The organism is Candidatus Cloacimonadota bacterium (assembly GCA_021734245.1).
Classification (GTDB): domain Bacteria; phylum Cloacimonadota; class Cloacimonadia; order Cloacimonadales; family TCS61; genus B137-G9.
Map to the genome: position 1 here is coordinate 1 of JAIPJH010000035.1, position 21,626 is coordinate 21,626.

Genomic DNA, 21,626 nt, shown 5'->3' on the forward strand with positions numbered 1-21,626 from the left:
GCTGTCCAGCCAGGTAGCAGCATGGACAAAAGCAAGAAACAAAAAAGAATGCTCTATAAACTGGCAGTTTACCACCCAAGATTCACGAGTTAAATTGAAACGTCTCTATCCGACAATCGATGATTGACGGGTCACTAGAGTATTGATAACAGAAAATGAAAGAATCGTTGCGGAAGATTTGAAAATGCTTTTACAAACATTTGGTCACAAAGTAATTGCAATTACAGCATCCGGAGAAGATGCAATTGATATTGCAAAGCAGAAGAAACCTGATTTGATTTTTATGGATATCGATCTGAAGGGTGATTTAGACGGAATAGACACTGCAAAAATGATTATAGAAAAACACAATATCAGGATCATCTTTTGCAGTGCTTTCAATGATGATCATACACTTCTTAGAGCGTCTGTCGTAAATCCTGCCGGATATATTACCAAACCATTTGAATTGGAAGATATCGAAGAATTGATGAATCTGCATGCCAGATCTTGCAAAAATGAATTTTCGGAAGAAGCTGAAATAGAAAAGGATATTTATAAGAAAAAGATTTGTTGAAATGAAAGCAAAAATCAAAGAGATTTTACGGCCGGATGTATTTCGAATACAATTCGATGATAACGTTACCAAAATGCTGATTGATCGCAGGATTTTATATTTAATCAAAAACAGTGAGAATTATGTTTTCCTGATGATGAAATTGAAAGAACTTCTGCAAAATAGAACCGTAGATATTCTAAGGTCGGAAGCGCTTTCCAAAGGATTGTGTACAGGTAGAATTTATATTGAAGGAAGACACATTTCTTCCTATTTGGGGTAATTATGATTTATGAAGTTCAAACAGTGAAAAGAAATTTTCAGCTGGAATTGAAAGAAGAATGGCAGTGGAATGATGAAACCGGGCAAACAGTTGCTGTCAGAGCTTTGAATGTGAATGAATTCGATGATTCGGTGAAGGTTTATTAAATGTTGATAGAATTGCTGGAAGGCGAGCAGATAGATCTTCGTAATCCTATTAATTTATCCGGTGGGTGCATAGATTGTGATGTTTTTTTGCTGGGTAGCAATCTTATTGATTTACTGAGAGAGGGTTGATTTTTATAAAATCTGCAAAAATAAAACTGATTGACTTATTTTTGCTCAATTCTTATGGAAGATGATATGTTATTGAATATCTGTAAAATAGATTTGAAGTGATTCTCCTTTGCTTCATGATTAAAATAACAAAAAAGGAGAAAAAAATGAAGAAGAAAATTTTTGCTATTATAATAGCTATATTGATGGTTATTAGTTTAGGTTCAATAACACGTGAATCTGAATCTTGTAATACTACTACAGGTCAGCTGGATAATTCATACGATACCAATGGAGTAACTCAATCCATGAGCTCTTCTACATTTTCCACATCAGATTTTACAGTGGATTACGAAAATTATGATAATACAGCTATTTTGAAAGATACTAAAGTTTCTGCTAGTGCTAATTATAGCATATCAGAGTGGCATACAAACAACAAGCATATTGTTTTGAATGCTTTCGATGAAAGCCCCAATCAACAATGGTCAAGTTCATATAATGGCACAAATTTAGCTGTCGGTTATGAATATCGTACTAATATAACTGATAATGGTACTGTTATACCATCGGGTTGTGATGATGATTTAAAACTATTTGATGAACAGTCAAATACACCAAATTGGTCTCTTGCCAGCTTACCAAAAGTTTTAAAAGTAGATTGTACTAATGATGAAGAATATTTCTTTGTTGTTGTTGAAAGAAGTACAAATTTAATTGATGTTAGATGTTACGATGTCGATAATAGCACATTAGTTTGGTCTGAAGAATATTCTACTCAAGCATTCAAAGTCAAAGGCCTTCAATATAACGAAGAAAAAGATTACGTTCTGGTTTCTATGGTAGATGGAATAGCAGTTTTGGAAGCTGCTGATGGAGATGAAGTGTTTTTTAGCTCAACAAGTTATACAAATTCTGAAGCAGAACTATCGGAAGATGGTAATTTTTTAGTATTTGCAGAATCTAACCAGAATAGGTTAAGGGTGTTTGAATACGATGATGTAAATGATACATATACACTTGATTGGCAATATACTATACCATATATTTCGCCAAGTCAAACCCATTCATGGGGTTTTTCTGCTAGTATTTCTGGTGATGGCTCAACAATTGTTGTCGGTACTTTGCAGGTATTTAATGATAACTCAAGAGGTGGAGGGATAATTTGTTTCGCATCTTCATCTTCAACTCCATTATGGAGTTATACAAGTATTGGCCATGTTGTTTATGACTTGGATATTTCATGGGATGGCACTTTAATAGCTGTAGGTAGTTGGGGTCCTATTAGTGGAAACGGACCAGATTTCTATATGTTCAATAAATTATCTAGTACTCCAATCTATACAGTTAGCACTGATGGATCAGTTTTTAAAGTAAGTATTTCAGATGATGCTTCATATTGTTCATTTGGTGGTAAAGCTGTCCATGCAAATGTTTGGGGTAACGGTGGTTTTTTATACGGCATAGTAACAGACTATGAAACAAAAACTTACTCTTTCAGTGGTCCATATACACTTCCACATTGTGGTTGGACTTGGCTAAGTTTTGATATTCTTCATTCAGTAAATCCTTCAACAAATAACCAAGTTCAGAATTTGTTATATGATATTAAGGATAATCTTGATCATGGGGATCAAGAAGGCACATTATTTAGCTATAATGGAACTATTTGGTCTAATCCTACCTATGAAGTAACTAGTCCAAAAGGTTATAAAATTGAAATGGATGCAGATGACGATTTCGATATTTACGGTGAAAGATGTGAGCCTGAGACAACTTTCGATATTGATGCTGATGAAGACTGGATCGGTTATTTCCTTGAAGATTCTCAACACATATACGATGCTTTCAATGGTTATCTCGATGACAATATCAAATCCATAACACATCAGGACTGGAGTGTAAAATATAATAATGGTTGGCCAGATGTAGGATATACTTTAAGTGCTGGAGATATGGTTATTTTAGATTGTGAAGAAGGTATAGATGATTTCAGTTGGCCCGATCCGGAAAGAACTGAACCATTTATTGTTCTGCAATCACATCTTTATGAATACACTGAAGAAGCAGATTACATTCCTATCTATATTGATCTTAACGAAAATGATCTTCCTGATGAAATTGGTGTTTTTCTAGATGATGAATGTGTAGGTGCTCGTGTTGTTCAGCATGATTTTGAGAATGTATGTACTTACATAACCGAAGCTCAAAGTGGTGAAATCGAAATTGAATTTGCCTATTACGAAAGAGGATCACGTCAAAGGTTTAATGAATATACAGTTTATGATGAGGAATCAGGTTATCGTGAGACTACAACAATTAACTTGGAATATGATAAACAAGAACATTATTACATATCATTTAATTCAGAACCTGGAAATAACAATACTCCTCAATCCAATGAACTAACAATCTCGAATTCACCCAATCCTTTCAACCCTTCAACTTCGATATACTATAATTTACCTATAGATGATCATGTCCAATTGAGTATCTATAATCTTAAAGGTCAAAAAGTAAAAGTTCTTGCCGATGGTACACAATCGTCAGGTAATTATAATTTAATCTGGGATGGCACAGACAGCACAGGAAAATCCGTTTCCAGTGGTGTTTACTTATATCAGATTACCACTTCATCTCAAACAATCAAGAAGAAAATATTAATGTTAAAGTAACGCAAACATCTTGTTTGCGAAATCCTTGCGAAGGTTGTTTAACATTCAAAGATTCTCGACCTTCGCAAGGTTATTTTTCAGTCCCCCTTCATAAGGGGGAATTAAAGGGGGTTTTATGAATTTAGGAACAAATATTTTTTTCTTACAAAAACCCTCGTACTCCCCTTGAAAAGGGAAGCTTAAAATCAGACAGGGGGTTAAAAATCAAATCCAAACTATTTCTTTTGTTAGTCTTTGTTAGTTTTAGTTCGTTGCTATCCAGTACCACCTGGCACATCAAACAAGACGGCACGGGTGACTTTACATCAATCCAGCAAGGTATCAATGCATCTACACATGGTGACACGGTTCTTGTTTATCCTGGCACATACTACGAAAATATTAATTTTAACGGAAAGAATGTAATTCTTGCTAGTCTTGAAATGATAACAAATGATCCCCAATATATCTCACAGACTGTTATAGATGGTCAAAAGCAAACTAGTTGTGTTAGCTTAGTATCCGGTGAACAAAATACAATCCTAAGAGGTTTCACAATTACAAATGGACAAGGCGAATATGATAATCCTTACTATGGTGGTGGTATATCAATTTATGGTGATTATCCAATTCTAATTGAATGCGATATTATAAACTGCGTAATTACAAAAAATTATTCACAAAATACTACAGGTGGCATTCGCATTATTGATGGTGACGTGTATCTGTCTGGTTGTTCTATCCGAAGAAACTACGCTTGCAGCAGTGGTGGTGGTCTTGGTATCAGTGGGTATTCACAAGTTATCTTTGATCCAACAAATAGGTGTAGTATCTATGATAATTTTGCCGGTTCCGGTGTTGATATGTTTGTTGAATCACTCCAATTTAATAATTTAGAAGTTATTGTTGATACATTTACGGTGTCAAATCCTGATCGGTATTTTGCTCAAATTTTTCCTGGAAATTGGAATTTTACATATAATTTTGACATATTAAATGCACTTATTGAACCTATAAATCACGATTTATATGTCTCTCCTAATGGGAATGACAATAATTCAGGTCTTTCTCCAGATGATCCATTAAAAACAATTAATCTTGCAGTACGAAATGTAGCATCAAACCCAGTTAATCCAAACACGATTTTTTTAGCTGAAGGTATATACAGTTTTAATGAATACCAAGAAAGCTTACCTTTTGGTTGCAAAGCAAATGTCAACATTTCAGGTGATAATATGTACACAACAATAATTGAGGGAAATTCTGAATACACTTCTTTTTTCATAACTAGTGCAGATTATGATAATTCTATTATTAAAAATTTAACCTTCCAAAATGCTACTTATTTTCATAGTTCATTATTATTATACTTCTGCGATAATATAAAATTTGAAAATATTGTTTTAGAAAATTTAACTTCCTTAGAAAATGGTTGTGCATTATTAGGTGCAGGTGGTGGTGGTGATATTGAATTAAAAAATCTGATAATAAATAATTGTAATTCACTAGATAGTGGTAATTCTGGTGCTTGGATAAACGAGACAACTTCTTTCAAAGCAACAGATTGTATGTTCTCTAATAATTCTTCTACTGGTTCAAGGGCATGTTCTGCAGGTCTTTATGCTATGAGTAACGGTGATATTTCAATTGATAACTGTAGATTTGAATATAATACAGCAACAAGTAATACTTGGTTTGGCTATGCCAGTGCATTATTAGTTAATGAATATAATGATGTAATCGGGGATACTTATATTACCAACAATCTTTTTATTAACAATCAAACTAACTTCGGAAGAGGTTCAATCTATATCCATTCAAATCCTATAAGTTCAATTTATTTCTCGAATAACACAGCTATTGATAATTCTTCCAATTATGGTGTTTGTTTCAATGGAAATATGTACTGTCAAAATAATATTTTAAGAAATCCCAGCAATTATGAAATAGGTGTTTTTTACGATATATATGCTAGTGCTCCAAGCTATTTATACTCATCCTATAATAACATTGAAGGTGGTGAATCAGCGATATATACAGACGATAATTCAAATGTAATAAACTGGCTCGAAGGCAACATCGATGAAGATCCTCAATTTCTACTTTCAGGAGATGATCCTTATCAGTTAACTGAATTTTCTCCCTGTATTGATGCCGGAACACCGGATACGACAGGTTTGTTTCTTCCACCTTGGGATTTGCTTTATAATCAACGTGTCTGGGATGGTGATGGAAACGGTGATGCAATCATCGATATGGGTTGTTATGAATTTGGATCTTCTTATGCGTCTGGTTTTATCTCAGGTTATGTTATTGATACAATGGGAAATCTATTAGAAAATGTAGAAATCTCTGCAGGTAGTTTCACAACCCTAACAAATGAAGATGGAGAATACAATCTGGAAACAGTAGTAGGTTCTTACAATGTAGTTTGTTACATGGATGGCTATGAAATATCAATAATTGAAGATGTTATTGTCAATCTTGGAGAAACAACTACAGTAAACTTTATTCTTACTCCAGAAGTAAACATAGATGATATTCTAAATGCAGAAGATATTCAACTATCCAATTACCCCAATCCTTTCAATCCTACTACAACAATCTCATTCAACGTAGCACAAACGTCCTCGTTTGTGACTCTGGAAATCTTCAATATCAAAGGTCAAAAAGTAAAAACACTTTTGAATTCACTTCTTTCTGCTGGTCATTTTGAATGTATTTGGAATGGTAAAGATAGCAACAACAAACGCGTTTCCACAGGTGAATACTTTGCCAAACTCAAAATCGATGGGGAAGAAGTAGAAGTAAAGAAGATGCTCCTGATGAAATAGTCCTGCGGAATTTCACAGGACACATGTTGTTGAAGTAAATAGAGCAAATTAAAAAAACTAAGAACAAAATAAATATTACTTGATAATTCTACCTTTTCCAGAATCGGTAATATGCATGAGTTCTGGCGGAAATGGTTCAAAATAGGTTTGATCTTTCAAATATTTTTGATCGAAGCGAATGATCCAAGATTGCAGGATGGAAGTAATTGCGATAAGTGGAATTTGTTTGGCTCGATAAAGCTCCAGCTGTTCCAGAAAATATGATTTTTCTTCAGTTATCAGTTGTTTGGAAAAATAACCCAGAATGTGCATCAAAACATTGATGTTGGTTGATGTCCTCGGAGAATTCCTGAAGATACGATGTAACGCTTCTTCATATTTTTCAAATACATCTGAAATGCTAAGTTTTTCATGATTCGCTACAATTTTGCCTGCCAGTTTCAATTGAGTTTGATTGTAAGCCATGAAAAGATACTTGTTTTTAGTATGGAATTCCACCAGGTTTTTCATAGTTCTGGGCAGTTCTCTAAAACGAGCTAAAGTGTACAATTTCGTAAGAAAATGCTCTCGAATAAAAAGATTGGTCAGCCTTCCTTCATCTTCGATAGCCAGAAAACCGAATTTGCCTGAAACTGCTTTGCCAAATAAACCAATCGCTTTTGTATTGATGGCGGGAACTTTTCCAATTTGTCTGTAAAGTTTTACATCTTTAATGCCGCAGGAAGGCGATCTGCTTTTTAAAATGAATCCGTCGATTACATTCAAACCAGAAAGAAATCTCTCACTGAAATCCTGCATATCTTTGGTGTGATCGTCACCACTCATCGATTTCAGCATCTTAATTTCGTTGCCTTGTTTCACCAATCTCACTGCTTCACGGGGAATTCCCAAGCCAATTTCTACTTCCGGGCATACGGGAATGATATCAACAAATTCCTGCAGTTTTCGCACGATCGGACTGGAAATTTTTAATCCATTATAACGACAGGCTGCATATTCAATACACTTGCTAACAACTATTTTTGGTCTTATTGTTTTTTTCATTTATCATCCCAATATTCGTAATACATATTTACGTCGGTAGTATTTTGCCATTTCCCATTTTGTTTTGTTCGCAAAATCGTGGTACCATGAATTTCCATTAATTTCTGGGATGAAATCTGATAAACAAAAAAACTTGGTTTTACCAGTAATTGCAAAAAAAAACTGGCGGCATCCAGTTCAAAAACAATGTGTCCTTCTTTGTTGTATTCGGAATTTTTTACTTCTTGAAAGGTAAAAGTTGCTACCTGCTGAATATCCGGAGCTGGAAGTTTGAAGTAGATTTTTTCACCTTCTATTAATTTATCCCAGTTTTTCTTGATATGAATGTTGAAAAGCGGACCTACCAGCAGATCAGCAGGATAGTCCAATTCTCTTTCTTTATTCTTATCTGCTTTGCGAAAACTCAAAGTCATCCGATCTCCATCACGAATCACCATTCCGGTTTCATCCACTTCCAGAAAATCTGCTTTGGATTGCTTGAATTCACCTTTTTCCAACATTACCTCATCGATCGTAGCAACTGTACTATCAGGACGAACATAATAGTGGCGTAAAATCGTTTGATCTTTATTTCGGATATGTTCGTTATAGTGAAAGAAGAGTAGATCTTCTTTATTTGAATCCATTTTGTAAACACGACAGAAAAAAAGATCTTCCGAAAATAAAAGAAAGCTTGAAAAAACTAAAACTAAAATTAAGAAATATCGCATTATTGCTCCATCATACCGATTCCAATGGCACCGATTCCATTATGAACTCCCACCACCGGCGAAAGTTCCATAATATAAGCAGGTTCTTTCCCGATTATTCTGGTAAGTTTTTCGGCATATTGTTCTGCTCTTTCTTTGGATTGTGCATGAACAATTGCATAATTCCAGATATCTGTATTTTCAGCTTTTTTCTGAAGGATCTGAAGAATTTTCTTCATATTTGCTTTGCGACTGAAAGATTTACCTGCAGCTGTGGCTTTACCATCAGAATCAAGTGAAACGATCGGTTTTAAGTTCAAGGCGGTTGCCAGCATTCCTTTAAGAGGAGAAACTCGACCACCACGAACCATATATTTTAAGGTGTTCACATCCACCAGAATATCCGTTTTCTCAATCCAATCTTCTATTTGTGTTGTTAGATCTTCAAACTTCATTCCATCTGCAATTGCTTGAGCAGCCCGCATAACAATGAGTCCTTCAGACACTGTGAGTTGTTTGGAATTGAAAACTTTGAGTTCACTGTCATTAATCTTCTTTTCCATTTGTTTACTCATGCCATAAGCACCGGAAAGTTTATCGGAAATATGAATTGCCAGAATTTTTTTATAATGTACGGAAAGGAAGGAAAATAAATTCAAGATCGTACTGATCTTTGGTTGTGAACTTTTGGGATGGATCTTGTCGGTTTTCAATTTATCGTAAAATTGATCGGCCGTGATCGTGAGCTTATCCAGATAAGGTGTATCTCCAAAATGAATGTTAAAAGGTATCTGCAGGATCTGATACTTTTCAATAATATCTTTCGGCAGATCGCAAGCAGAATCAGTAACAAGAGCAATGGGATATTTTCGATTATGACTAACCTGATACTGCATCTGCATATCGTCCACTTTGATCTTACTGATATTTCCGAGTTCAGCAACTTTTTCAAAAAGGTTATCAGGCCTGTCCGTATGAATATGAAGATGAAGTTTTTCCTGCGAACCGGCAGCAATCAAAGAATCTCCGAATTGTTTTAGTTCATTTTGTAATTCCTTCAGCGTCAGCTTGGAATCTGTTAAAATTGCTTCTGTGCAAAATTGTAGATTACCCGGAATATAAACATGTTCTGAGGTAGATTCAACGTTTATAGTATTGAATTCTGTTTGTGAAATCCTTTTCAATTTTCCTTTTTGAATAAAATTGCAGATACCTTCCAGAAAGTTTACAAAACCGTTGGCACCAGCATCCACAACTCCTGCTTCTGCCAGAACTTTTAGTTGCTTTGGAGTATTTTGCAGAGATTTTCTGGCTTCATTCAAAGAATCATTCAGAAGATGAACAAAGTCTTTCGAGCGTTTGCTGTTTTTTTCAAGAGCTTTTGCCCAGTCATGCATCACGGTGATGATAGTTCCTTCCACCGGATCTAGAATAGAATCATAAACATATTGAATAGCATTATTTACAGATTGCGCAAAAATTTCCACGCTGATACTGTGATGATTTTTCAGCTCCTGACTTAATCCGTGAATAAACTGAGCGAAGATAATACCAGAATTTCCTCGTGCACCCAGTAGAGCTGAATCTGCAATAGAACGAATGGTTTTCTGCAGCGAGCGATATACTTTGCTGCTTTCCAAAATAGACCGCATGGTAGAAGCCATGTTCGTTCCGGTGTCTGCATCAGGAACAGGAAATACATTTATTTTATTCAGATATGCCTGATTCTGGATAACAGCTTCACTTCCAGCTTTGATGGCTACATAAAACCTGTTTCCATCCAAGTATTTTATTTTCATGAAATTATGGTAACTCCTTTTTCCGTCTTTTCCCCCTGCCAAGAGCGATTAAGGGGAGTTAGATTTAAATAAATTTTCTCATTCATATCTGTCAAAATTCTACTCCCAGATCTGCGGCATTGTCTTAATCTTGGAAATATCATAACCAACACTTTGCAGGTTAGTTAAAATTTTTGAGTAAGTTTCATCGGGTAAATAGGATTTCCTTGCCATGATCCAGACAAATTTCTTATTCGGTACACCAATTACAGTATAGCTGTAATCTTCGGCAAGATCAATAATCAGATATGGGAATTTGATAGGCCAGACAAATTGCACTCTCCATTCAGAGTAAGATTCTTTATCATATATCCAGGCTTTGGGCTGCATATGTTTTACTTTTCCATTTCTTTTATCTGTAAATCTATAATCTATCTTTACACGATTTTCATCTAAGATCTCATAAGATTCAATTCCATTTATAGCATGTTTTTCTATAAAATTCGGAATGATAGAAATTACATACCAATCGCCCATAAACTTGTTTATATCGACATATTCAACTGTTTTCATATCATGCTCCTTGCAGGAAGTTAATAAAATCATGAACATCAATAAAACTACAAAATATTTCATACCTTCTCCAGTAAATCAAATTAAAAGAACTAAAATCAATTATATTAAAATTGATCTTTTCAAGTCAATCACTTTCAAAATAACATTTTAAATATACTATAATCGAAAAGTAATTTCAACGCAAAATTTATTATTATCGCATTTAATTTTCAATGACTTGACAAATAACCTCGACACCATTTTTTGACCCTAAATTTTAAGTATATTAAAAAAAAATAAGAATTGGAGGTAATTAATGGTTCCAGGAATCTGGTATATTGCTCCTATTGGTGCAATAATGGCATTAATTTTCGCATTTATTTTTTACAAATCAGTAAAAAAACAAGATCCCGGTAATGATGAGATGCAAAGAATTGCAAAGCATGTTCGAGATGGTGCATTTGCCTATCTGAAACAGCAGTACAAAGGTGTGGGAATCTTCTTCGTTGTAGCGTTTATTGCTTTCAACTTCATGGCTCATGTTCTTCATGTGCTGCATTGGCTCATTCCATGGGCTTTTCTTACAGGTGGTTTTTTCAGTGGGCTGGCAGGCTGGATTGGTATGAATACTGCAACTCTGGCATCGAACAGAACTGCTCAAGGAGCTTCAATAAGTTTGAATAAAGGACTTAAAGTAGCTTTCCGTGCTGGCGGTGTAATGGGCTTAGTAGTTGTTGGTTTGGCTCTGGTAGATATTTCGGCCTGGTTTTATGCTTTGAATGCTTTTGATGTTCCTCTTCACACGATTACTGTTATCATGCTTAGTTTTGGAATGGGTGCATCTACTCAGGCATTGTTTGCTCGTCTGGGTGGAGGAATCTACACCAAAGCCGCTGATGTCGGTGCAGACCTGGTAGGAAAAGTTGAAGCTGGAATTCCAGAAGATGATCCAAGAAATCCTGCCACAATTGCCGATAACGTAGGCGATAATGTAGGAGATGTTGCTGGAATGGGCGCAGACCTTTATGAATCTTATGCCGGCTCGATTCTGGCTACTGCTGCTCTGGGAATGGCCGCCGTTTCACAGATTTTTGGCCATAACAGTGAATGGGCGATAAAATTCGTAACTGCTCCCATGGTGTTGGCTGGTGTTGGTGCCTTCCTTTCCATTTTGGGAATTTACATGGTTTCCACCAAAGAAGATGCCGGGACTAAAGAATTGATGTTTGCCTTGAATAAAGGTGTTTATGGAAGTTCGATTCTGATTGCGATCGTGGCATTTTTTGTAACGAAATTTATGCTTCCTGCAGAATATTCACTTGGCGTATTTTTCGCCAGTATTATTGGTTTGATCGCGGGTATTTTGATAGGTTATTTCACAGAAAGGTCAACTTCTGATGCTTATGCACCTACACGTGGAATTGCCAAACAAGGTGAATTTGGTCCTGCTACAGTAATTATCGATGGATTGGCAGTGGGAATGAAATCTACAGCTGCTCCGGTTATAATTATTGGTGTTGGAATTATGGCAGCATTCAGTGCCAGTGGTGGTTTCACAACTCCGGAAATGGGACTATACGGAATCGGTTTTGGTGCTGTGGGAATGCTGGCAACGCTTGGTGTAACTCTGGCCATGGACGCATTTGGGCCTATCGCCGACAATGCTGGTGGTAATGCAGAAATGAGTCAACTTCCCAAAGAAGTTCGCCAAAGAACAGATGCTCTGGATAGTGTGGGAAACACAACAGCTGCAACCGGAAAAGGATTTGCTATAGGTTCTGCTGCTCTTACAGCAATGGCGCTTTTAGCTGCTTATCTGGAAGAAGTTCGTACAGGTTTACTATTTGCAGGACAAAAAGTTATGAATATTCTGATGGCAAATGGCGAGATGTTTGCAGTGGAAACTACCAAAGCTACAATTGCAGACTTCATGAATTTCTATAATATAAATCTGATGAATCCAAAATTCCTTGTTGGTATATTTGTTGGTGCGATGGTTACATTCGTATTTGCTGCCCTTACAATGAAGGCTGTTGGTAGAGCTGCTGGTGATATGGTTGCGGAAGTACGTCGTCAATTCAAAGAAATACCTGGAATTATGGAAGGAAAAAGCGAACCTGAATATGCTAAATGCGTGGCAATCTCTACTAAAGGTGCACAAAGAGAAATGGTTGCTCCCGCACTTCTGGGAATTCTAACTCCTATTGTTGTTGGTCTTCTAATGGGTGTTGCTGGTGTTCTTGGTCTTTTAGCTGGTGGTCTTTCCACAGGTTTTGTTATGGCTATTATGATGAATAATGCTGGTGGAGCCTGGGATAATGCAAAAAAATATATTGAATCTGGTGCTCATGGTGGTAAAGGTTCTGATTTCCATAAGGCTGCTGTTGTTGGTGATACAGTAGGCGATCCGTTCAAAGATACAGCCGGTCCATCAATTAATATCTTGATAAAATTGATGAGCATGGTAAGTATTGTCTTTGCTGGTTTGATCGTGGCATATTCTCCTGCGATCGAAGCGATATATAGTGGAAAGAAAGATAAAGCGAATGTACAACATGTGATTGAAATGGAAAAATCTGAAGTTCCTGTTCATACAACAGAATTTTAAAGAAAAATAATTGTATTTTGGACGGGGCTGCAAAGTCCCGTCTTTTTTTGTGATGAATTAATGAAGAAAATATTGATATTTGTTGTTTTAGTTTTTTTTAGCACTCTTTTTTGTCAGCAGAAAATTGGCTTGGCATTAAGCGGTGGCGGTGCGCGCGGATTGGCTCATATTGGAGTTCTCAAAGTAATCGATGAGATGAACATTCCGATCAATTACATTGCCGGAACCAGCAGCGGAGCGGTGATCGGAGCGCTCTATTCCATCGGTTTTACAGCAGAAGAAATCGAAGATATTTTCCTGAATATGAAATGGGAAGAGATCTTCGATGAAACCATCAACCGAAAAAATTATTACATCGGAAACAAACGCTGGAAACCTTATGCAAATTATTCATTTGATCTTGGAAAGAATATGCTTCCACAACTACCACAAGCATTTTTATCCGGTAATAATCTTATAAATATTTTCTTCGATAATACTTATCAATTTTCTCATATTAGAGATTTTGATGAACTTCAAATTCCCTTCAGATGTATTGCTACCGATATTTTAACCGGCAGAACCAAGGTTTTTTCTTCGGGAGTTCTACACGAAACTCTTCGTGCTACAATGTCCTTTCCATCTGTCTTACAACCTTTCAAGATCGATGGTCAGCTTTTCATCGATGGTGGTGTTGCCAACAATCTGCCTTCTGAAGTTGTGAAGGAAATGGGAGCAGATTTCATTATTGGTATTAAAGCCAGTTCCGGTTTGAAAAATGAAGAACAATTACAAACCCTGATCGATGTTCTGGATCAGACAGTAAATTTAAGCATCACAGAAAATGTGGGTAAATCTGAAAAACTGTGCGACGTTTTGATACAACCTGAATTGCAAAATATGAGTATTATGGATTTCAATAAGAAAGCTGAGATTATTGCTCTGGGAGAAAAAGCTGCCAGAGAATATTTTAATAAACAGCCAATATTATTACAAAGTAAAAAGATTTTAAAGAATCAGGAGCAGTTACCTGAAAAATTAACATTTTCGCGAATTCGAGTAGAAGGAAATATTTACCTCAGCAATGCCAAAGTTCGAGAATTTGTGGGGCTTTCTTCCTGGCAGGAATTTAGTAAGAAAGAAATTCAATATGCTTTCCAAAATGCCTATAATTCAGGTCTTTTCAATTTTATTTATCCGGTGATCGATCGGGTAGAAGATAGATATATTCTTACGATAAAACTAAAAGAAAATAATCGTATGAAATATGGTTTGGATTTCTGTTACAACGATCAGAAAGAGATAAATCTGGGTGTTACTCTGAAGATGAATAACGTGGTACAGAAGAATTCCAAATTGCTATTGAATCTTCAATTGGGAGATCGACAGGAATTCAATCTGGATTATGTGAAGAACTTTGGTAAACATTTTGGTGTTTATTTCAGGTTATTTCCCTACATAAAAGAGTATATACTTTTCTCCTATAATTCCGATCATCAGAAGACCAACAGTGTACGCTCCCTGGAAATGGGTGGCACTTTCGGGATTGGTCTATTTGCTACAAAAGCATTGATAGCAGAGCTTTACGCATATTATTATCGAACAGAGCTCTATCAGGATATTGCAGAATTTACTGAGCGGGATTTTCATTCCACGGGTGGTGGAATCAAAATTCTGCACGAGGAACTGGATGATTATATTTTTCCTATGAAAGGAACCGAGATCTTTACTAAATATTCAGAAGCAAAAGATCATTTTTATAGCGATTTTAATAATCGAACTTTCTATACCAGGCTGCGCTTACTTCTTCCATTTACAAAAAAATTATCAATGAAATATAAATTTGAATACGGCTCTCATTTCGAAAAAAAAGAGAATGATTTTGATCCATTTTATATTGGTGGTTTGGATGACTTTCTGGGTTTTCACAGGAATGAAAAAGTAGCTCCAATATTTAAAATTACTACTGCTGCTCTGCGCATTGAATTTTTAAAAAATGCCTTTTGTGATCTGCAAATTAATATATTGAACTTGGGCAATGTAGATTACTGGCAGCCGGAAAAATATCTCTACAAAGGTGCTGGATTGATTCTGGGTTACCGGTCAATTATTGGTCCAATTCGCATCGCTGCTGCTCTTGATGATGAATATAATGGCTATTACTATTTCTCCTTTGGTTTTGAATTCGATCAGTTTGAATTTTCCAGGAGATGATAAAACATAACTTGTAATATATACCGTTTAACATATATTATAAAACAAAAATAAATTTAAAATTTATTTGGAGGTCAGATGGCTGAAAAAGAAAAAGGCTTTATTATAAACGATAAAAACTACGGTTTGCTACCAGTTGTTCCGCTCAGGAATGCACTGGTCTTACCTTTTACAATATCACCACTTTTGGTGGGAAGAAAAAATTCATTGAATGCAGTAGACGCAGCTCTTGCCTTGGAACGCAAAATTATTTGTGTAAGTCAGAAACAACCCAGCAATTATGATGAAGACCCTAAAGCTAAAGATCTTTATCGATATGGAACTCTCTGTACTGTATTACAACATCTCAAACTTCCCGATGGTAATATGCGGCTTTTAGTAGAAGGTGATAAACGTGTAAAAATTGAACGATATTATCGCACTTCCGATTATTTGAATGCATATTTCAATATAATTCCGAAAACTGATTCTCAGAAAGAAATTGAGATGGAAGCTCTCTTCCGATCTTTTAAAAAATCTTTTCAAGAATATGTTAATTTGAATAAATCGATTCCGGAAGAAGCTCTTTTGCCTTTAAATGATACAACCAATCCAAGAGAATTTTTCTATTATTCTCTGGCAAATATTATTTTGGATATCAAGACAAAGCAGCAAATGTTCGAGATCGATGATCTTTTTGAATCGATCAGTAAAATTTACAAGAAAACGTTAGAAGAAATCCAGATCCTGAAACTGGAAAATAAGATCGATGGAACTGTTAAAACCCGATTAAATAAGCTGCAACGAGAATATTACTTAACTGAACAATTGAAAGCGATTCACAAAGAATTGGGAGTTACAAAAGAAGAAAAAACTGACCTTCTGGATTTTCAGGAAAAGATAAAAAAAGCCAAATTAAGTCCGGATGCACGCAAAAAAGCAGAAGATGAACTTAAAAAATTTTCCCGGTTGAATAATTTCTCGCCGGAGTATTCGGTAATCCACACCTATCTTACCTGGATTCTTGATCTACCCTGGGATGATCCGAAATACAAGGAATTCAATCTAAAAACTGCACGTAAAATTCTGGATGAAGATCATTATGGCTTGGAAAAAGTGAAAGATCGCATTTTAGAATACCTAGCTGTGGTCAAACTGGCGAAAAAAGTGAAAGGTCAGATCCTCTGTTTCGTTGGACCTCCCGGAGTGGGAAAAACATCGCTGGGAAAATCCATTGCCCGAGCTATGGATCGTAAATTTGTCCGTCTCAGTTTGGGTGGAGTTCGCGATGAAGCTGAGATTCGCGGTCATCGCAGAACTTATGTGGGAGCACTTCCGGGCGTTATCATTCAAAGCATGAAAAAAGCCGAAACTCGAAATCCGCTGATCATGATGGATGAGATTGATAAAATGAGTCGAGATTTCCGCGGTGATCCCGCTTCTGCACTTTTAGAAGTTTTAGATCCCGAACAAAATGATACTTTCCGCGATCATTATCTGGATTTTGAGTACGATCTTTCTCAGGTTATATTCATTACAACTGCGAATACTCTGAATTCCATACCACAACCTCTTATCGACAGGATGGAAGTCATCGAATTGCCTGGTTACACAGCTTTTGAAAAAATCAATATTGCTACCAAACACCTGGTACCAAAAGTCTTGAAAGAACATGACCTCAAAGGAAAACTCAATATTAAGTATCAAAAAACAGCTCTCGAAAAGATCATCAAACTATACACTCGTGAAGCTGGAGTGAGAAATCTGGAACGTCAGATTGCCAAGATTCTGCGAAAAGTTGTAAAGAAGTTTGTGGAAGGTGATTCCAAGAAGCGTGTAAGTGTGAAAGCTGCTGAATTGGAAGATTATCTGGGTATTCCTAAACATTTATATTCCGAGGTAAATCGGAAAGATGCAGCCGGAGTTGTTACCGGTTTGGCCTGGACGCAATACGGTGGAGAAACATTGCAGATAGAAGCTGTAAAAGTGAAAGGCAGTGGAAAGCTGAAACTGACAGGAAAACTTGGTGAAGTAATGCAGGAATCTGCCCAGGCTGCTTTCAGTTATGCCAGACTGCACGCCAAAAAATACGGGATAAATGAAGATTTCTACAAAAATTGTGATCTGCATCTCCACATACCAGAGGGTGCCATTCCCAAAGATGGGCCATCAGCAGGTGTTGGTTTGGTAACTGCAATTGTATCTGTACTTTCCGGTAAAAAAGTAAAACATGATTTAGCGATGACAGGTGAAATTACTCTTTCCGGAAATGTGTTACCAATTGGCGGCCTGGCAGAAAAGCTGATCGCTGCCAAACGGGCTCGGATAAAAAATGTTATCATTCCACAAAAAAATGAACCTAACCTGAAGGAAATTCAGGATGAAATAAAAAAAGGTTTGAATATTATCCTGGTACATAAAGTGGAAGAAGTCCTGGATTATGCGATAAAATGAAGCTCCCATTCATTAGGGGAAAAATGATTGGTCACCCTGAGTTCATCGAAGCTTGCGGCTTGATCAATAAAGGTCTGCCATATGCTTGAACTTGCTCAGCATGACTTTGTAGAATTATGAACATAAAAATCATCGATCAACATAAATTGTCAGACGGCTGCACTCGCATAAATATTGGTGTTAGCGATAAGGAACGTATTTATCTGGGTTTTATTCTGGAATCGTTCGAAGGCTGGAGCAATTATACAACTCCGGTTCGCAAAAAGCCTGTTTTGCAGGTTGATGTTGTTCCCGATTTTCTGGAAGATTTCTGGCAGCTTTATCGTTTTTTAGAAAAATGGCAGATAAAATGAAATTGGATAAATACATCTCTGGATTACTGAAAGGTGATGCTTTATCTGCAGCTCGCTTGATTTCAATGGTTGAAAATACCGATCGGAATGAAGAGATCATCAAAAGAATTTCTCCTTCTTTGGGGAATGCTTATGTAACTGGAATTACAGGTTCGCCTGGCGTAGGTAAGAGCACGTTAACTGATAAACTGGTACGCGAATTACGAAAACAAGATAAAAAAGTCGGCGTGATCGCTGTTGATCCGACCAGTCCATTTTCTGGTGGTGCAGTTCTGGGTGATAGGATTCGTTTGCAGAAATTATCGGAAGATGATGGAGTTTTTATTCGCAGTATGGCAACGCGTGGTCATCTGGGTGGAATCTCATCTGCTACTTCCGATGCCGTTAAAATTCTGGATGCCTTCGGTTGTGACTATATCTTTATCGAAACGGTCGGCGTTGGTCAGTCGGAAATTGAAGTTGTGAAAAATGTAGATACAACACTTCTGGTTTTAGTTCCGGGAATGGGTGACGAAATTCAGGCGATAAAAGCAGGTATCATGGAAATTGCTGACATTTTTGTGGTGAATAAAGCAGATAAAGACGGCGTAGAAAGGATCATGCTGGAAATCGAAATGCTGCAGAATCTGGGTGAAACGAAAGAGCGATTGGCTCCAATCTGTAAAGTAATTGCCAAAGATGATAAAGGAATTACAGGGCTTTTATCCGAAATTCAAAATCACAGAAAATATCTGGAAGAAAATAATCTTTTTGTAAAAAATCGGAAAAAGCGATTAGAACTTGAAATGAAACAGATCGTTCATGATAAGCTTCTGCAGAAAGCAGGCAGCGTTCTAAAAGAAAATTTTGATTTTAAACAGCTCATTGATGAGGTTTACGAAAATAAAACCGATGTTTATTCGGTGGTGAATGATTTCATTGGAAACGTTGTAAAATAAAACCGTGAAAAGATTTATAAGGCTTTTCTTACGATTGAATCTTTTCAAGGTTATTTAATACAAACCATTGCGAAGGTTTACAACCATTCACAAGGTTTGCAACCATTCACAAGGTTTGCAACCATTCACAAGGTTTGCAACCATTCACAAGATTTGCATTATTTCAACAATAAACACTTCCCGGCTGCTTTGGTCTCGTTTCCTACTTTCAATTTATAAAAATAAACTCCTGATGAAACAGGTTTATTGTTTTCATCATTTCCATTCCAGACGACAGAATAACTATTTGGTATGCCACATGCTTCGACAAGCTCAGCATGACTAAAAGATTTCACCTTCTGACCTTTTTGATTGTAAATAATAATTTCAACTTGTTCGTTTTGTTCGATGCTGAATTCTATTGTTGTGGATGGATTGAAAGGATTGGGATAATTGGAGAGTTGGATTTCTGGAGAAATGATTTCCTGTTCACTCGAAAAAGTGATATTTTCCAGATCTAGAACATGAATTCCATGATACTTATTCAGCGTGATCAGATAATCATTATAGAAAGTAAAACTGTTTGTAGAAATATTCCAGGGAAAACAGTTAAGCGGAATAGGGTTATCAGGATCGAAAACATCATAGATAAATATTTCATTCCATGAATTGTCTTGAAAAAAAAGAAAATCGTCAAATAAATACGGAGCAGAGAAGAATTTAGAGTCATCATGATTTCCTGATAAACAATCTAAGTAAATCGGATTTTCAGGATCAAAGACATCGATGATATGTATGCCTTCATTTTTTACTGAAAGATAAATGATATTATTTTTCTTCGCCAATGCAGTTGCATAGATTTTTGTGCCGAAATGTTGTATTAAAACAGGATTGCTGATGTCATTAATATCGACTATGACCAATCCGGATTCTTTAACAGCAAGATAAACATAATGGCCAATTGCTACGAGGTCAAAAGCAATATTATTTGTGTTACACTCACTTACTTTATAAGGCATTGCAGAATTGCTTACATTAACAATTTCTAGTCCAGAACCTGTTGCTATAAAAACATGTTGATTAAAATAATCGACTGCATAATTGATGGATCCCAAATCGATTTGAGATTCAATTATGGGATGAGTAGGATCAGTTAGACGTAAAATGTAAAGTTTATTACTTGTAACCAGATAGCAGGTGTCATTAATAATTTTCAAATCTTTTATCGAACCGGAAACTCCATAATAATTTGCAATACTTATCTGATTTATATCATTAAAATCTATAATCTGCAGATAGGAATTATTGTCGGCAACATAACCAAAATTATCTCTAATTTGCATGGATAATGCATAATGTGGTGTATCGACAGATGATATTTGCTCGGGGATAACAGGATCGCTGATATCATAAACTTCCAATCCAGTATATAAATCGGCGATATAAGCAATATTCTGGTTTACGATTGCGTACGAAGCACAAACAGGAGAATCTAATTTACCTAATTTATTTGGATAGAGAGGGTTACTTATATCCAAAACTTGCAAACCAGAATAACCTTCGGTAAGATACAATTTTTCATCTTTTATGGAAATTCCATTTGCGTATTGTGTATCGTAAACAGTTTCCAAGTTTATATCCAGAGGATTTTCAATATTATATATTTCCAAGCCAAAAGAACCTGCTGCAAAATAGGCAAAAGAACCATCGATCTTCATGTCATTAATTTGTTCAATAGAATTACTATATAAAGTGTTTATTAAAGTCGGATTGCCGGGATTGCTTACATCGAAAACTTGAACATTTCCCAGAAAATTGGAAACAAAAACCAAGGTATCGGAAACTGCAACATGATTTGCATTGGAAGTATTATAACTACTTAACAACATCGGTGAATTTGGATTACTCACATCAATTATTTGTAAACCGGAATGTCTGTCTGCAATATACACAACTGAATTACTTATAGCTATTGATAATGCACAATCCGGTGTATCTATTGAACCAATGACCTGTGGTAAGTGTGGATTCGAAACATCCAAAACTAAAAGCCCATCAGATCTGTTTGCTATATAAGCGATGTCTCCAGCTATTTCAATTTCACGACAAGAATCGAGAATTTCTAAACAACCGACGTAGATTGGATTAGTATGTACGTCGATATCGATAATGTGAATTCCTGCATCATCTGGAATTAATAGTGTATTATCTTTCAAAGCCATATCCAAACCCCAATATGGTCCATCGCAATGACCAATTTTGTGAAATGTTGCATTCATTGTAGAACAAAAAACAAATAAATAAATGAGTATTAAAAATTTTTCTGATTTCATAATTTTCTCCCAAAAGCAACTCTTCAATCTTTTTCAAATTTCCAAAATTATTTACTTAACAATTTGGGAGAAGATAATATTATCTGTCAATCAGTTAAGTTGCACGAACAAGATTTTCACAAAGATTGAAATTGATATTATTAAGCAAAATATTAATAAAATT

The 21,626-nt window shown here is 35.9% G+C and carries 15 protein-coding genes; 10 read left to right on the forward strand and 5 right to left on the reverse strand.

Features of this window, described 5'->3' with window-relative positions; all coding sequences use genetic code 11:
- Window positions 1-142: 142 nt before the first annotated feature.
- The 5 genes from K9N40_06865 to K9N40_06885 all read left to right on the forward strand — a co-directional run bounded on the left by K9N40_06865 (window position 143) and on the right by K9N40_06885 (window position 6,560).
- Complete coding sequence (locus tag K9N40_06865; GenBank protein MCF7814179.1) at window positions 143-556, forward strand: response regulator; 414 nt, start codon at window positions 143-145, stop codon at window positions 554-556.
- A gap of 1 nt (window position 557) precedes the next feature.
- Window positions 558-818 carry a hypothetical protein gene (locus K9N40_06870; GenBank protein ID MCF7814180.1) on the forward strand — a complete coding sequence of 87 codons (261 nt, stop codon included), beginning with the start codon at window positions 558-560 and terminating at the stop codon, window positions 816-818.
- Between the two features lie 2 nt (window positions 819-820).
- Window positions 821-964 (forward strand): hypothetical protein, encoded by a 144-nt coding sequence (locus tag K9N40_06875; GenBank protein MCF7814181.1) that lies wholly within the window; start codon window positions 821-823, stop codon window positions 962-964.
- 275 nt (window positions 965-1,239) lie between these two features.
- Complete coding sequence (locus K9N40_06880) at window positions 1,240-3,747, forward strand: T9SS type A sorting domain-containing protein (GenBank protein MCF7814182.1); 2,508 nt, start codon at window positions 1,240-1,242, stop codon at window positions 3,745-3,747.
- Window positions 3,748-3,971: 224 nt separating this feature from the next.
- A complete protein-coding gene (locus K9N40_06885; protein MCF7814183.1) occupies window positions 3,972-6,560 on the forward strand; it encodes a carboxypeptidase regulatory-like domain-containing protein in 2,589 nt (862 codons plus the stop codon).
- Between the two features lie 75 nt (window positions 6,561-6,635).
- Here K9N40_06885 and K9N40_06890 read toward each other — a convergent pair whose 3' ends face one another.
- The 4 genes from K9N40_06890 to K9N40_06905 form a co-directional block, all read right to left on the reverse strand.
- Window positions 6,636-7,604 carry a DUF523 and DUF1722 domain-containing protein gene (locus K9N40_06890; GenBank protein MCF7814184.1) on the reverse strand — a complete coding sequence of 323 codons (969 nt, stop codon included), beginning with the start codon at window positions 7,602-7,604 and terminating at the stop codon, window positions 6,636-6,638.
- On the reverse strand, window positions 7,601-8,314 hold the full coding sequence (locus K9N40_06895; GenBank protein MCF7814185.1) for a hypothetical protein: 714 nt from the start codon (window positions 8,312-8,314) through the stop codon (window positions 7,601-7,603). The genes K9N40_06890 and K9N40_06895 overlap by 4 nt, the downstream gene beginning before the upstream one ends.
- Window positions 8,314-10,092, reverse strand: coding sequence for a DegV family EDD domain-containing protein (locus K9N40_06900; protein MCF7814186.1), 1,779 nt, complete (start codon window positions 10,090-10,092; stop codon window positions 8,314-8,316). Before K9N40_06900 ends, K9N40_06895 begins: the two co-directional genes overlap by 1 nt.
- 99 nt (window positions 10,093-10,191) lie before the next feature.
- Window positions 10,192-10,707 (reverse strand): lipocalin family protein, encoded by a 516-nt coding sequence (locus K9N40_06905; protein ID MCF7814187.1) that lies wholly within the window; start codon window positions 10,705-10,707, stop codon window positions 10,192-10,194.
- Between the two features lie 235 nt (window positions 10,708-10,942).
- Between K9N40_06905 and K9N40_06910 the strand changes: the two genes are divergently transcribed.
- From K9N40_06910 to meaB, 5 genes are all read left to right on the forward strand, one after another.
- Complete coding sequence (locus K9N40_06910) at window positions 10,943-13,234, forward strand: sodium-translocating pyrophosphatase (protein MCF7814188.1); 2,292 nt, start codon at window positions 10,943-10,945, stop codon at window positions 13,232-13,234.
- A gap of 60 nt (window positions 13,235-13,294) precedes the next feature.
- The gene (locus tag K9N40_06915) at window positions 13,295-15,427 is read left to right on the forward strand and encodes a patatin-like phospholipase family protein (protein ID MCF7814189.1); all 2,133 of its coding nucleotides are present in this window, start codon (window positions 13,295-13,297) and stop codon (window positions 15,425-15,427) included.
- A 78-nt stretch (window positions 15,428-15,505) separates the two neighbouring features.
- Complete coding sequence (gene lon, locus K9N40_06920; protein MCF7814190.1) at window positions 15,506-17,860, forward strand: endopeptidase La; 2,355 nt, start codon at window positions 15,506-15,508, stop codon at window positions 17,858-17,860.
- A gap of 116 nt (window positions 17,861-17,976) precedes the next feature.
- Complete coding sequence (locus K9N40_06925) at window positions 17,977-18,213, forward strand: DUF4911 domain-containing protein (GenBank protein ID MCF7814191.1); 237 nt, start codon at window positions 17,977-17,979, stop codon at window positions 18,211-18,213.
- Window positions 18,210-19,151 (forward strand): methylmalonyl Co-A mutase-associated GTPase MeaB, encoded by a 942-nt coding sequence (gene meaB / locus K9N40_06930; protein MCF7814192.1) that lies wholly within the window; start codon window positions 18,210-18,212, stop codon window positions 19,149-19,151. The genes K9N40_06925 and meaB overlap by 4 nt, the downstream gene beginning before the upstream one ends.
- A 158-nt stretch (window positions 19,152-19,309) precedes the next feature.
- On the opposite strand, the gene K9N40_06935 is transcribed toward meaB, so the two are convergent.
- Window positions 19,310-21,463: a hypothetical protein gene (locus K9N40_06935; GenBank protein MCF7814193.1), complete on the reverse strand. Its 2,154-nt coding sequence runs from the start codon at window positions 21,461-21,463 to the stop codon at window positions 19,310-19,312.
- Between the last annotated feature and the right edge of the window lie 163 nt (window positions 21,464-21,626).

What these genes read in the sequence shown, in the direction of transcription:
- K9N40_06905 (MCF7814187.1), bottom strand. Translation starts at nt 10,707, where the DNA reads ATGAAATATTTTGTAGTTTTATTGATGTTCATGATTTTATTAACTTCC.
- K9N40_06890 (MCF7814184.1), bottom strand. Translation starts at nt 7,604, where the DNA reads ATGAAAAAAACAATAAGACCAAAAATAGTTGTTAGCAAGTGTATTGAA.
- K9N40_06925 (MCF7814191.1), top strand. Translation starts at nt 17,977, where the DNA reads ATGAACATAAAAATCATCGATCAACATAAATTGTCAGACGGCTGCACT.
- K9N40_06895 (MCF7814185.1), bottom strand. Translation starts at nt 8,314, where the DNA reads ATGCGATATTTCTTAATTTTAGTTTTAGTTTTTTCAAGCTTTCTTTTA.
- K9N40_06915 (MCF7814189.1), top strand. Translation starts at nt 13,295, where the DNA reads ATGAAGAAAATATTGATATTTGTTGTTTTAGTTTTTTTTAGCACTCTT.
- K9N40_06875 (MCF7814181.1), top strand. Translation starts at nt 821, where the DNA reads ATGATTTATGAAGTTCAAACAGTGAAAAGAAATTTTCAGCTGGAATTG.
- K9N40_06880 (MCF7814182.1), top strand. Translation starts at nt 1,240, where the DNA reads ATGAAGAAGAAAATTTTTGCTATTATAATAGCTATATTGATGGTTATT.
- meaB (MCF7814192.1), top strand. Translation starts at nt 18,210, where the DNA reads ATGAAATTGGATAAATACATCTCTGGATTACTGAAAGGTGATGCTTTA.
- K9N40_06900 (MCF7814186.1), bottom strand. Translation starts at nt 10,092, where the DNA reads ATGAAAATAAAATACTTGGATGGAAACAGGTTTTATGTAGCCATCAAA.
- K9N40_06910 (MCF7814188.1), top strand. Translation starts at nt 10,943, where the DNA reads ATGGTTCCAGGAATCTGGTATATTGCTCCTATTGGTGCAATAATGGCA.
- K9N40_06935 (MCF7814193.1), bottom strand. Translation starts at nt 21,463, where the DNA reads ATGAAATCAGAAAAATTTTTAATACTCATTTATTTATTTGTTTTTTGT.
- lon (MCF7814190.1), top strand. Translation starts at nt 15,506, where the DNA reads ATGGCTGAAAAAGAAAAAGGCTTTATTATAAACGATAAAAACTACGGT.
- K9N40_06870 (MCF7814180.1), top strand. Translation starts at nt 558, where the DNA reads ATGAAAGCAAAAATCAAAGAGATTTTACGGCCGGATGTATTTCGAATA.